The organism is Polynucleobacter sp. P1-05-14, from assembly GCF_018881675.1.
GTDB lineage: Bacteria > Pseudomonadota > Gammaproteobacteria > Burkholderiales > Burkholderiaceae > Polynucleobacter.
The window spans coordinates 54,052-67,237 of sequence record NZ_JACVPV010000017.1; the positions used below are offsets into that span (position 1 = coordinate 54,052).

12 protein-coding genes are annotated in these 13,186 nt (G+C 46.0%); 7 read left to right on the top strand and 5 right to left on the bottom strand.

What is annotated here, in order from left to right; all coding sequences use genetic code 11:
* Nucleotides 1-57 precede the first annotated feature (57 nt).
* Nucleotides 58-2,433 carry a DNA topoisomerase IV subunit A gene (parC, locus tag ICN37_RS07810; protein WP_370623833.1) on the top strand — a complete coding sequence of 792 codons (2,376 nt, stop codon included), beginning with the start codon at nucleotides 58-60 and terminating at the stop codon, nucleotides 2,431-2,433.
* A 14-nt stretch (nucleotides 2,434-2,447) separates the two neighbouring features.
* Here parC and ICN37_RS07815 read toward each other — a convergent pair whose 3' ends face one another.
* The gene (locus ICN37_RS07815) at nucleotides 2,448-3,407 is read right to left on the bottom strand and encodes an XdhC family protein (RefSeq protein ID WP_216156377.1); all 960 of its coding nucleotides are present in this window, start codon (nucleotides 3,405-3,407) and stop codon (nucleotides 2,448-2,450) included.
* Nucleotides 3,408-3,470: 63 nt separating this feature from the next.
* Between ICN37_RS07815 and ICN37_RS07820 the strand changes: the two genes are divergently transcribed.
* On the top strand, nucleotides 3,471-4,121 hold the full coding sequence (locus ICN37_RS07820) for an NTP transferase domain-containing protein (RefSeq protein WP_216156380.1): 651 nt from the start codon (nucleotides 3,471-3,473) through the stop codon (nucleotides 4,119-4,121).
* 10 nt (nucleotides 4,122-4,131) lie between these two features.
* Here the strand turns inward: ICN37_RS07820 and ICN37_RS07825 are convergent, their stop codons facing one another.
* The 3 genes from ICN37_RS07825 to ICN37_RS07835 are packed head-to-tail and all read right to left on the bottom strand — an operon-like array spanning nucleotide 4,132 to nucleotide 6,694.
* Nucleotides 4,132-4,590: a RidA family protein gene (locus ICN37_RS07825; protein WP_215322105.1), complete on the bottom strand. Its 459-nt coding sequence runs from the start codon at nucleotides 4,588-4,590 to the stop codon at nucleotides 4,132-4,134.
* A 34-nt stretch (nucleotides 4,591-4,624) separates the two neighbouring features.
* The gene (locus ICN37_RS07830; protein WP_216156385.1) at nucleotides 4,625-5,800 is read right to left on the bottom strand and encodes a VWA domain-containing protein; all 1,176 of its coding nucleotides are present in this window, start codon (nucleotides 5,798-5,800) and stop codon (nucleotides 4,625-4,627) included.
* A gap of 24 nt (nucleotides 5,801-5,824) precedes the next feature.
* Entirely contained in the window at nucleotides 5,825-6,694 is an 870-nt protein-coding gene (locus ICN37_RS07835) for a MoxR family ATPase (RefSeq protein WP_215322113.1), read from the bottom strand.
* 163 nt (nucleotides 6,695-6,857) lie between these two features.
* Between ICN37_RS07835 and ICN37_RS07840 the strand changes: the two genes are divergently transcribed.
* Nucleotides 6,858-7,223, top strand: coding sequence for a cytochrome c (locus ICN37_RS07840; RefSeq protein ID WP_215322115.1), 366 nt, complete (start codon nucleotides 6,858-6,860; stop codon nucleotides 7,221-7,223).
* 31 nt (nucleotides 7,224-7,254) lie between these two features.
* Nucleotides 7,255-7,608, top strand: a complete 354-nt coding sequence (locus tag ICN37_RS07845; protein WP_216156388.1) for a cytochrome c — start codon at nucleotides 7,255-7,257, stop codon at nucleotides 7,606-7,608.
* Between the two features lie 70 nt (nucleotides 7,609-7,678).
* Here ICN37_RS07845 and ICN37_RS07850 read toward each other — a convergent pair whose 3' ends face one another.
* Entirely contained in the window at nucleotides 7,679-8,317 is a 639-nt protein-coding gene (locus tag ICN37_RS07850) for a GntR family transcriptional regulator (protein WP_216156392.1), read from the bottom strand.
* Nucleotides 8,318-8,413: 96 nt separating this feature from the next.
* Here ICN37_RS07850 and scpA point away from each other — a divergent pair, with 96 nt between their 5' ends.
* From scpA to ICN37_RS07865, 3 genes are read left to right on the top strand one after another with little or no spacing between them, the layout of a single operon-like run.
* Complete coding sequence (gene scpA, locus ICN37_RS07855) at nucleotides 8,414-10,588, top strand: methylmalonyl-CoA mutase (RefSeq protein WP_215322120.1); 2,175 nt, start codon at nucleotides 8,414-8,416, stop codon at nucleotides 10,586-10,588.
* Between the two features lie 14 nt (nucleotides 10,589-10,602).
* Nucleotides 10,603-11,628 carry a methylmalonyl Co-A mutase-associated GTPase MeaB gene (gene meaB, locus ICN37_RS07860; protein WP_215322122.1) on the top strand — a complete coding sequence of 342 codons (1,026 nt, stop codon included), beginning with the start codon at nucleotides 10,603-10,605 and terminating at the stop codon, nucleotides 11,626-11,628.
* A 10-nt stretch (nucleotides 11,629-11,638) separates the two neighbouring features.
* Nucleotides 11,639-13,171, top strand: coding sequence for an acyl-CoA carboxylase subunit beta (locus ICN37_RS07865; protein WP_072582555.1), 1,533 nt, complete (start codon nucleotides 11,639-11,641; stop codon nucleotides 13,169-13,171).
* Nucleotides 13,172-13,186 lie beyond the last annotated feature (15 nt).

The window sequence follows — 13,186 nt, forward strand, 5'->3', positions numbered from 1 at the left end:
ACCCCTGGAAAAAATACTCCGGCTGATCAGGCCGACTTGTTCTCTAGCCCGATCGAAATCGATATTGTTGAAGTAGATGAAGCTCCTGCTGTAGCTGCTACCTCGGGTGGTGGATCAAGCAATCACGACCCCAAAACAATTGATCTCAATGAAGATGGAAAAGATAACTTAACTCTGGCGGTGTACGCAGAGCGTGCCTATCTAGATTACGCAATTAGCGTGGTTAAGGGTCGTGCACTACCAGATGTGTCTGATGGTCAGAAGCCTGTGCAGCGCCGTATTTTGTTCTCGATGAGCGAAATGGGCTTACGCGCTGATGCAAAACCGGTGAAGAGTGCACGTGTAGTTGGTGATGTATTGGGTAAGTTCCATCCGCACGGCGACCAATCTGCATATGATGCTTTAGTTCGTTTGGCACAAAGCTTCTCATTGCGTTACCCATTAATCGATGGTCAAGGTAACTTCGGCTCGCGCGATGGCGATGGCGCGGCAGCGATGCGTTATACCGAGGCTCGCCTAACCAAGATTGCTGGTTTGCTACTGAGTGAGATTGATGAGGGTACTGTAGATTTTGCACCGAACTACGACGGCTCATTCCAGGAGCCTAAATTATTACCAGCGCGCCTACCGTTTGTATTGCTCAATGGCGCATCCGGTATTGCAGTAGGTATGGCGACCGAGATTCCTTCACATAATTTGCGTGAAGTGGCTACCGCTGCCGTTGCTTTAATGAAGTCTCCGAAGATGAGCACTTCAGAGTTATTGGAAATCATGCCTGGTCCCGACTATCCAGGTGGCGGTCAAATTATTTCTTCTGCTGCAGAAATTGCGCAGATTTATGAAGCGGGTCGCGGCAGTATAAAAGTGCGTGCACGTTGGTCTGTCGAAGAGCTCGCTCGAGGTCAATGGCAGATCGTGGTTAACGAATTGCCTCCAGCTACATCTTCACAGCGTGTTTTGCAAGAGATTGAAGAAATCACCAACCCGAAGGTTAAGGTAGGCAAAAAGACCTTAACACCTGAACAAAATAATCTTAAATCAACCATCTTGAATGTGCTAGATGGCGTGCGTGATGAATCCAGCAAGGATGCCGCAGTACGTTTGGTATTTGAGCCCAAGAGTAAGAATATTGACGTCAATGAGTTTGTCAATTTATTGCTTGCTCACACTTCATTGGAATCCAATGCACCAATGAATTTGGTGATGATTGGTAACGATGGGCGCCCACGGCAAAAAGGCTTAAAAGAAATTCTGTCTGAGTGGGTTGCATTTAGAGTTGCCACAGTGACGCGCAGAACTCAGCACCGCTTAGGCAAAGTCAAAGACCGTATGCATATTTTGGAGGGGCGCTTAACCGTTCTTCTCAATATTGATAAGGTCATCAAGATCATTCGCAATAGCGATGAACCTAAAGCTGATCTTATTAAAGAGTTCAAGCTGAGCGATCGCCAGGCTGAAGATATTCTAGACATTCGCTTGCGCCAGTTGGCGCGTCTTGAAGGCATCAAGATCGAGCAAGAGCTGAAAGAGCTTAAGGCTGAACGTGATGACCTAGAGGGTTTATTGCAAAACGATGCCGTATTGCGCAAGCGCATCATTAAAGAAATCGAATCCGATATGAAGGACTTCGGTGATGATCGTCGCACCCTGATTCAGGAAGATAAGCGAGCTGTTGCTGAGACCAAGGTCGTTGATGAGCCGGTTACAGTGATTGTTTCTCAAAAGGGCTGGGTACGTGTGCGCCAAGGTCATGAGCATGATGCAACCCAATTTGGCTTTAAAGCAGGTGATGCTTTGTATGCCACCTTTGAGGTGAGAACAGTAGACGTTATTCAGGGCTTTGGTAGTGACGGACGGGTATACACCGTTCCTGTCAGCGAATTACCAGGGGCTCGTGGTGATGGCTCGCCATTAACTAGTTTCGTCAATTTGGCTGCTGGCTCACAAATGGTTGCCTATTACGCTGGTCAACCTGATGATTTAGTATTGCTATCCACTAGAGCAGGTTATGGATTCTTGGCCAATGTATCTGATATGACTACTCGTAATAAAGCGGGTAAATCATTCTTGAGCATGGACGCTAAAGTTCCTGGCGATGCTCCTTTAGGTGCTGCCAAGGTGAAAGTAGGTATGAAGCAAGTTGCCTGCTTATCAGAAGCTTCTAAGTTATTGGTATTCCCGCTAGATGAACTCAAGCGTCTGCCAACCGGCGGTAAGGGTGTAATTTTGATGGGCTTGGATGAAAAAGAGCACTTGGCTTCTGCTATCGCAGTTGGGTCGGATGGTGCCACCTATTCAGGCGCTGGACGTGCCGGTAAACCAACTGAACTCGGCCTTGATGCCAAAACATTGAAGTCTTTTGCAGGTAACCGCGCACGCAAAGGCCACTTTGTTGAGCCGCGGTTGAAAGACGGCAAGTTAACAGCAAACTAAGCTAGTTAAATCAGCTAAGTATTCTTCGAAATACTCACACCATATTTAACGGCAATCACTTCTGCCAGAATCGATACAGCGATCTCTGGCGGAGTGAGTGCGCCGATATAAAGCCCAACAGGGCCGTGTAACTTTTCAACTTGTTCTTGGCTCACGTCGAACTCGAGTAAGCGCTCTTTGCGCTTCTGTGTATTTTTGCGACTACCGAGTGCCCCCACATAAAAGGCAGGTGACTTTAAGGCCTCCATCAAAGCCATGTCATCTAACTTAGGGTCATGTGTAAGAGCAACGACAGCAGTGTGAGAGTCAACGCCAATTTCCAGCAAGACATCATCTGGCATGCCCTTTACAAAGGTGATGTCTGAGCGATTTAAACCCTCGGCATATTCTTCACGGGGATCAATCACAACGACTTCAAAGTCGGAAGCCAGCGCAAAATCCGCGGTGTATAGGGATAGCTGACCAGCGCCAATAATCACCATGCGCCAACGGGGGCCGTAGGTGGTTTGCATTTCTTGTTCGGTGCAAGCAAATTCATCGCTGCGATCGCCTAAACGGAGGGTGGATTTGCCAGTAGCCAAATTTACGGAGCGGCGCGTAATGTGATGGGATGAAATATTTGCAAGCAACTTCTCTAAAATTGCCAATTCTGGTTTTGGTTCGACTAGCAGGCGAAGCGTGCCACCACAAGGTAGACCAAAACGGGCAGCTTCTTGCTGGGTTACTCCATAAACCACCATTTCTGGGGTATCGCGAGTGAGGATTTCAGATTGGACTCGACGAATAAGGTCATCTTCAACGCAGCCACCTGAAACAGACCCAGCAACTTGCCCATCAGCTCGAATAGCCAGCCAGGAGCCGACTGGACGCGGTGCTGAACCCCAAGTCTGGGCAACGGTTGCAATCGCAACAGATTGACCCGCTTGGAGCCATTCGACGGCAGATTTGAGTACGCTTAAATCGGTGCTGTTCATGCGTTTTCTTCTTTTTCGTTCTTTTGTGAAAGCTTTTATTAATAACTATTTATTATCACTCTAATGACAGTCTCCGGTGAATCCTCCAAAAGCCCCAATTTGCGTCTAGCCATCCTGATATTGGCGGCGGGTGAGGGAAGTCGTTTGGGTGGATATCCAAAAGCCCTGTTAAAAAAAGACGGGGATAGTTTGTTAAAGTACTTTGTCCAATCAATTCAAACTCTTGAGCCCTTAGAGACTCTGATTGTTACCGGCTTTTACTCAGATCAAATTGAAGCAGAAATCAAATTAATCAAGCAGTTCGTAGCAAGCCCAATCACTTGGGTAAAAAATCTCCAGCCAGAATTGGGTCAAGCCTCTTCAATACGTCTTGGTCTTGAATCTCTAAGGAGTGACTACGATGTGTTGACGATTGCTTTATGCGATCAACCCAGCATAGCGAGTACTGAGATAGAGGCATTGCTAGGGCAATTTAATCAAAGAGCCGCAAACCAGGAAATCATTCTGCCAATGGTGAATGGTCAGCGAGGTAACCCGGTATTGTTTTCAAGAAGGGTGATCAATCAAATTTTATCTATTCCCGGAATGGTTTGCAGGCCCTATATGAATGAGCATCCAGAGTTGGTCAAATCATTTACAACCGATAACAAGGCCTATTTAATGGATGTCGACACGCAATCTGACATCCAGAAACTAGGGCTTGATCCTATTTAATTAAAACCAATTAAATCTCCGCAATGAGTTCAATTTCTACACAAGCACCAAGCGGGATTTGAGCGACACCAAAGGCGCTACGTGCATGTTTGCCAGCGTCGCCAAAAACTTCAAACAATAACTCTGAGCAGCCATTCACTACCAAATGTTGTTCTGTGTAGCTGTCAGTGGAGTTCACTAAGCCCATGACTTTAACGATGCGCTTTACTTTATCTAAAGAGCCTAAGTGGTTTTGTAATGTAGCAATCAAGTCGATCGCAATAGCGCGGGCAGCGGCTTTCCCAGTTTCTGTATCCATATCTTTACCGAGCTTACCGACCCAAGGCTTACCATCACGTTTGGCGATATGACCAGAAAGAAATACGGTATTACCAGTGGTGGCAGCCATGACATAGGCAGCAGCAGGAGGTCCTGGTGGCGGTAAATCGATGCCGAGGGTCTTAAGGCGTTCGTTAATGGTTGTGCTCATATGTGGTTTCTGTAATTAAATTGAAAAAGAAATCTTACTTGGAAAGTTGACGCATGGCACTTTCAAGGCCATTCAGAGTGACTGGGTACATACGATCTTTCATGAGGTTTTGCATGATGTCGATTGATTGACGGTATTGCCAGATGGATTCAGGCTCTGGATTGAGCCATGCAAAATGGGGGAAGTGATCAATCAGTCTATTAATCCAAACCGACCCAGCTTCTTTGTTGTTGTACTCGACAGAACCGTTAGGGCTCAATATTTCATAGGGAGACATCGTCGCATCTCCAACAAAGATGAGCTTGTAGTCGGGCCCATATTTATTAATGATGTCTTGCGTTGCAGTCACTTGATCGCGTCTACGGCGATTGCTTTGCCATAAATTTTCATAAACGCAGTTATGAAAATAGTAATGCTCTAAGTGCTTAAATTCAGCTTTAGCGGCAGAAAACAATTCAGCAATGCGTTGGATATGATCATCCATCGAACCGCCGACATCCATCAGTAGCAAAACCTTGACCTGGTTATGTCGCTCGGGTCGCATTTGAATATCAAGCATGCCTGCATTGGCAGCTGTTGAATGAATGGTTTTATCTAAATCCAACTCTAAAGTAGATCCCTCGCGAGCAAAGCGACGCAAGCGCCGTAAAGCGACTTTTATATTGCGTGTACCTAATGCTAGATCGCTGTCGTAATCCTTAAATTCTCGAGCTTCCCAGACTTTGATGGCCGTTCTGTTGCCAGCACTCTCGCCACCAATACAGATGCCTTCGGGGTGATAGCCGCTGTGACCAAAGGGTGAAGAACCACCTGCGCCAATCCATTTATTGCCACCGCCATGCCATTCTTTTTGCTCTTTTAAAAGCTCCTCAAGCCGCTTCTTTAAGGCATCCGGACCACCTAACTTCTGCAGCGCAGCTTTTTCTTCATCCGTTAGTACGTGTTGAAGTTTTTTCTCTAACCATTCCAGTGGAATATCTGGTGAGAGCGCAATGATTTGTTCAATCCCGTTGAAGTAGCTGCCAAATACTTGATCAAACCGATCAAAGTGTTGCTCATCCTTAACCAAGGTTAAGCGCGATAACTGGTAAAACTCATCAATCGAGGGGTTAATAACACCCGATTTCAAACCCTCCAAAAGAGTTAAAAACTCTCGCACTGAAACAGGCACCTTGGCCTCTTTCAGATTTAGAAAGAATTGAATCAACATGTCAGAAGTCTTCTGGCTAACAAGTTAGCGATGATTGCGATTCATCATGACCAAGCGCTCAAATAGATGAATATCTTGTTCATTCTTAAGTAGAGCCCCGTGCAAAGGCGGTACGACAATCTTTTCATCGCTGCTGTGCAGCGCTTCAGGCTGAATATCTTCCGCCAATAAGAGCTTTAGCCAGTCTATTAACTCGGATGTAGAGGGCTTCTTTTTTAAGCCCGGCAACGAGCGTATCTGGTAGAAGGCCTTGAGGGCAGCATCCAAAAGATCCTGTTTGATATTGGGGTGGTGCACATCCACGATGCTTTGCATCGTATTGGCATCCGGGAAGGTGATGTAATGAAAGAAGCAACGACGTAAGAAGGCGTCGGGTAATTCCTTTTCATTATTTGACGTAATGATGACAAGCGGGCGATGTTTTGCTTTAATCAATTCACGAGTTTCATAGACATAAAACTCCATACGATCAATTTCGCGCAATAAGTCATTCGGAAACTCAATATCTGCTTTATCGATTTCATCGATTAGTAATACAGTCGGCTCATCTGCTTCAAAAGCTTGCCAAAGAACACCTTTGACAATGTAGTTCCGAATATCGTTTACTTTTTCATCGCCTAATTGGGAGTCTCGCAAACGGCTTACGGCATCGTACTCATATAGACCCTGCTGAGCCTTTGTGGTTGATTTGATATGCCATTGCAACAGCGGCATATTGAGGGCAGCAGCTACTTCTTCAGCGAGCATGGTTTTGCCAGTACCGGGCTCACCTTTAATGAGAAGGGGACGCTGCAGAGCAATGGCCGCATTGACTGCCAATTTCAGATCATCAGTGGCTACATAGCTTTGGCTACCAGCAAAGCGATTTGGGGAGTGCGAGGTGGATTTACTCATGGACATACCTAAATAAAGACTGGATTAAGCGTTCAAGTATAGGTAAATAAGGGGAATTTTTCAGTGTTTCTACTGATTTTGGCCTCTGAAATGACGGGAAAGGCATCTGTCCGCTATACTCTTTCCAAATTGATCTAAATCAAACTCATTAATACTGATTTCTATGAAAAAACTCTCATTTCTTCCTCATTTGGCCGTTGCTGCAACTTTAGCTTTTGCAGGTTCAGTTGCTCAGGCTGATGAAGTTAAAGGTAATGCCGCCGCTGGTAATGCTAAGGTTTGGCTTTGCGTTGGTTGTCACTCTATCCCTGATTACCGCGCTGATTACCCATTGGTATACAAAGTGCCTATGTTGGGCGGTCAAAATGGCGCCTATATTGCTACTGCTTTGTCAGAGTACAAAAAGGGTGAGCGCAAGCATCCAACGATGCGCGCTATCGCTGCCAGTTTGTCTGACCAAGATATGGCCGATATTGGCGAATACTATGCTGCGCAAACTGCCAGCACACCGAACAACCCATTGAAGTGATTCATTGATAAAGATACATAGAGATACTTTTATGAAATTTGCACTAATTACAGCAGTTTTGCTCTCCAGCATTGGTTTGGTAAATGTAGCAAACGCTGCTAACGTAGATAAAGGTCAGGCATTGGTAGAGAAGGGCAATTGTGCTTCTTGCCATGGTGTCGGACTCAATGCCCCAATCTTGCCGGCTTATCCAAAGTTAGCTGGCCAGCATTCCGATTACTTGTATTACGCTCTGAAAGCATACAAAGTAGGTAACGGCAACCCTCAGTATGGTCGTAATAACGCCATCATGGGCTCACAAGTTCAAGCCTTTAGCGATGCTGATATGCAAGATATCGCTGCTTATGTTTCCAGCTTGCCAGGTAATTTTGTTATTAAAAAGTAAACCTTGCTAGCTCAGGCTACTTAGATTAAAGGCTTAGAATATCTTTCTAAGCCTTTATTTTTTATAGGTTTTATCTTAACGCTTCCAGCCCTTGGGCAAGGTGTTTGCGCATCACCGCTTCAGCAGCATGCTCATCTCGTTTGAGAAGTGCTCGAAGGATTTCTCGATGCTCAACTAATGAGTTTTGCAGTCTACCGGTGCTGGTTAATGAGTCTCTACGATGTAATTTAAGTACTTTACGTAGATCAGCAATAACGCCATTCATCCATTTATTGCCTGCAATTTCTTGTATTAGCTCATGAAACTTGCCATTTATCTCAAAAAACTGCTCAATATCACGGTCAGCAGCTGCTTTCTCTAGGCGGTGATGCAGGTGGTCCAGCATATTTAGCTCTGCTTCAGTCGCTTTAATCGCCGTCTCCTTAGCTGCTTGACCCTCTAAAAGGGAGAGAATCGTGAAGATTTGTTCTAGATCCTTTCTGGCTACCTCAGTCACATAGGCACCACGACGCATCTTGATCGTTATCAGCCCTTCCGAGGCTAAAACCTTGATTGCTTCACGCATAGGGGTGCGACTAATCCCAAACTGTTCTGCGAGAGATTGCTCATCCAGCCAGCTTCCTGGAGCCAATTGTTTGCTAAATATTTGCTCCCGCAGGCGGTCAGCAACATCCTCATATAAGGGCCTATTATTCAGTTTTGTATTCATAATTATGAATACATGATAGCTAGACAAATGACAAATAGTCAAGCAGAATGTAAGGATATTTCGATGCAATGCAGCAAAAATTAACCGGGAGTTTTTGTGAGTTCTAAAGAAAATAATTCATGGCCATCATTTCCAGACGCCAATCTAGAGGCCTGGAAAAAGTCAGCGCAAAAATCGGCACCTAATGGTGATGTTGATTCCTTGGGCTGGAAAACCCCGGATGGGATTCATTTAAAAGCCTTATACACATCATCTGATGTAGAAGGCCTTAATTACACCGATACATTGCCTGGATTTGAACCATTTGTACGTGGCCCTCAAGCAACGATGTACTCGGTTCGTCCTTGGACCATTCGTCAGTACGCTGGTTTTTCAACTGCAGAAGAATCCAATGCGTTTTATCGCAAGGCGCTTGATGCAGGTGGTCAAGGCGTATCCGTTGCTTTTGACTTAGCCACTCATCGCGGCTACGACTCCGATCATCCACGCGTTACTGGTGACGTTGGTAAGGCCGGTGTTGCCATTGACTCTGTTGAAGATATGAAAATCTTGTTCGATGGCATTCCATTGGACAAGGTATCTGTTTCGATGACGATGAACGGTGCTGTATTGCCGGTACTGGCTGGTTACATTGTGGCTGGTGAAGAGCAGGGCGTAAAACAGGAGCAGCTATCAGGAACTATTCAGAATGACATTCTGAAAGAGTTCATGGTGCGCAACACCTACATCTATCCACCAGAGCCTTCGATTCGTATTATTGGCGACATTATTGAGTACACCGCTAAGCACATGCCGAAGTTCAACTCGATTTCTATTTCGGGTTATCACATGCAAGAAGCTGGCGCTAATCAAGTTTTGGAATTGGCATTCACCTTGGCTGATGGTAAAGAGTATGTAAAAACAGCGCTTGCTAAAGGTTTGGATGTTGACGGCTTTGCAGGTCGCCTCTCATTTTTCTTTGCTATCGGTATGAACTTCTACCTTGAAGTTGCCAAATTACGTGCTGCCCGTTTGTTATGGTGGCGCATTATGAAATCATTCGAGCCAAAGAACCCTAAATCATTGATGTTGCGTACGCACTGTCAAACATCAGGCTGGTCCTTGACTGAGCAAGACCCATATAACAACGTGGTGAGAACAACTGTTGAAGCTATGGCTGCGGTATTTGGTGGCACGCAATCTTTACACACCAACTCATTGGATGAGGCGATTGCCTTGCCTTCTGAGTTCTCCAGTCGTATTGCGCGTAACACGCAGTTGATTCTGCAAGAGGAGACGCATATTCCTAGCGTGATCGATCCCTGGGCAGGCTCCTACATGATGGAAAACCTCACTCAAGAAATGGCTGACAAAGCCTGGGAAATTATTCAAGAAGTAGAGGCCATGGGTGGCATGACCAAGGCGGTTGAAAGTGGTTGGGCCAAGCTCAAAATTGAAGCTGCTGCTGCAGAAAAACAGGCCAAGATAGATTCGGGCTCTGATGTCATTGTGGGTGTGAACAAATACAAGCTTGGCAAAGAAGATCTTGTTGATGTATTAATGATCGATAACGATAAGGTCCGTGAAGGTCAGGTTGCACGCCTTAAGGATATTAAGGCTAAGCGTGACTCCAAAAAAGTAGAGGCTGCGTTAGAAGCGTTGACTAAGGCTGCTGAGGATAACTCTGGAAACTTATTGGAGTTATCTGTTAATGCAATTCGTTTACGAGCAACTGTTGGTGAAGTATCTGATGCATTAGAAAAAGTTTACGGGCGCCATCGCGCCGATACTCAAAAGGTGACCGGTGTGTATGCAGCTGCTTATGACTCAGCCGAAGGCTGGGCAAAACTCCAAACTGAAATTGCTGATTTTGCAAAAGACTTTGGTCGTCGCCCTCGCGTGATGATCGCAAAGCTGGGGCAAGATGGCCATGACCGTGGTGCAAAAGTGGTTGCTACAGCCTATGCTGACTTGGGTTTTGACGTGGATATCGGGCCTTTATTTCAAACTCCAGAAGAATGTGCGCGCCAAGCGATCGAGAATGATGTGCATGCTTTGGGGGTTTCTACATTGGCTGCTGGCCATAAAACATTAGTGCCAGCCATCATTGCCGAATTAAAAAGACAGGGTTCAGACGACATCATCGTATTCGTTGGTGGTGTGATTCCAAGGCAAGATTACGAGTTCCTCTACGAGGCAGGTGTAAAGGGCATTTACGGTCCAGGCACTCCAATTCCGGCTTCGGCCAAGGATGTGCTCGAGCAAATCCGCAAGTCTGTTAAACCAGCTTAGTACGGGCCATAGGCATGCTCGAAGCCGCTGATCAAGCCCTGGTGAATGATCTCACTGGTGCGCCATCGCTAAAACAGCGACGCGCATTAGCGAAGATCATTACGCTGCTTGAGTCAACTCGACTGGATCATCGTCATCGCGCTGATGAGGTGTTGAATTCTTTGTTGCCAAAAACAGGTAATTCATTTCGTCTGGGAATTTCAGGTGTTCCAGGAGTTGGTAAGTCGACCTTGATTGAGACTTTAGGCCTTTACCTCATTGATAAAGGTCATCGAGTCGCTGTATTGGCGATCGATCCTTCATCTAGCATCTCTGGTGGTTCTATTTTGGGTGATAAGACCCGTATGGAGCGTCTATCCGTTCTGGAGCACGCCTTTATCCGTCCAAGTCCATCGTCTTGTACGCTGGGTGGTGTTGCAGAGAAGACGCGTGAAGCTATGTTGGTTGCTGAAGCGGCAGGTTTTGATGTGATTATTGTTGAAACAGTCGGCGTAGGTCAGAGTGAGATTGCCGTTGCGGGTATGACAGACATGTTCTTATTAATGCAACTCCCCAATGCTGGCGATGATCTGCAGGCAATTAAAAAAGGCGTAATGGAAATTGCCGATCTGATCGTCATCAATAAAGTAGACATCGATCCTGATGCCGCAATGCGTGCTCAATTATTTATCACCAGTTCGTTACGACTACTGGGTTTCCAAGGAAATCCAGATCATGTATCCCATAACAAAGAGTTTTGGCACCCGCAAGTCATGACCTTAAGTGCTTTAGAAGGTAATGGCGTTCCGGAGTTATGGGAAAAAGTTTCTCATTTTGAATTCCTGCAAAAGGCCAATGGGAAATTTGACTCCCGGCGCAAAGAACAATCAGGCGCATGGATGTGGGATCGCATCGATGCAGGATTAAAAAACGCATTTCGTAGTAATGAAGCCGTTCAAGCGCTTCTACCAAGCTTGGCAGCACAGGTAAACCAAGGAACTATGGCAGCTTCAGTGGCGGCAAGACGGCTACTGGAAGCCATGGGGCATGAATTTTTCTAAGGAGCAAGAAATGAAGGAAATCATTCAACAACTCGAAGCTAAGCGTGAGCTTGCTCGATTGGGTGGCGGGCAAAAGCGCATCCAGGCTCAACATGCGAAGGGCAAATTAACCGCTCGTGAGCGCATTGAGCTTTTGCTTGATGCAGGCACATTCGAAGAGTGGGATATGTTTGTTGAACACCGTTGTCATGATTTTGGCATGGCTGATCAAACCGTTCCTGGTGATGGGGTCGTAACTGGTTACGGAATGATTAATGGTCGCCTCGTATTTGTGTTCTCACAGGACTTCACCGTTTTAGGTGGTTCCTTATCTGAAGCTCATGCGGAAAAGATTTGTAAGATCATGGATCAAGCGCTCAAGGTGGGCGCTCCTGTAATCGGTCTGAATGACTCTGGCGGTGCGCGTATTCAAGAGGGTGTTGCATCTCTTGGTGGTTATGCAGAGATTTTCCAACGTAATGTGACCGCATCTGGCGTGATCCCCCAAATTTCCTTGATCATGGGGCCTTCAGCTGGTGGCGCTGTGTACTCTCCAGCCTTGACCGACTTTATCTTCATGGTCAAAGACAGTTCTTACATGTTTGTAACGGGCCCTGAAGTAGTGAAGACCGTTACTCATGAAGATGTTACTGCCGAAGAATTAGGTGGTGCAGTGACTCACTCAACAGTATCTGGTGTTTGCGATTTGGCTTTCGATAACGATGTTGACGCGATCATGATGCTGCGTCGTTTCTTTAATTACCTGCCCTTATCCAATCGTGAGAAACCACCTTTGATCAAAGGTGCGAACCGTACAGAAGAGCCTGATTTTTCACTAGATACCTTAGTGCCATCCAATCCAAATCAACCTTACGATATGAAAGAGTTGATTGAAAAGATCGTTGATGATGGCGAGTTTTTTGAATTGCAACCTGATTACGCAAAAAACATCGTGATTGGCTTTGCTCGTATCGAAGGCCGTTCGATTGGTATTGTTGCCAATCAACCACTGATTCTGGCTGGTTGTTTGGATATTAAGGCATCCATCAAGGCTGCACGTTTCGTACGCTTCTGTGATGCATTCAATATTCCTGTAGTGACCTTAGTCGACGTTCCTGGCTTTATGCCTGGCACTGCACAAGAATACGGCGGCATTATTAAGCATGGTGCGAAATTGCTCTATGCCTACGCAGATTGCACCGTACCTAAGGTGACTTTAATTACTCGTAAAGCTTATGGTGGCGCCTATGACGTGATGGCTTCTAAGCATTTACGTGGTGACGTCAACTTTGCCTGGCCTTCAGCAGAAATTGCCGTGATGGGCCCTAAGGGCGCTGTTGAGATTATTTTCCGTGAAGAGAAATCAGATCCAGAAAAAATCACTGCACGTGAGGCTGAGTACAAGTCGAAGTTTGCCAACCCTTTTGTGGCAGGTCGTCGCGGCTACATCGATGATGTCATTCTCCCGCACGAGACCCGTAAACGGATTGCTCGTTCACTAGCGATGCTCAAAGACAAAGACTTGAAGAATCCTGCGCGTAAACACGGCAATATTCCTCTGTAAAGGCGCTGACAAATT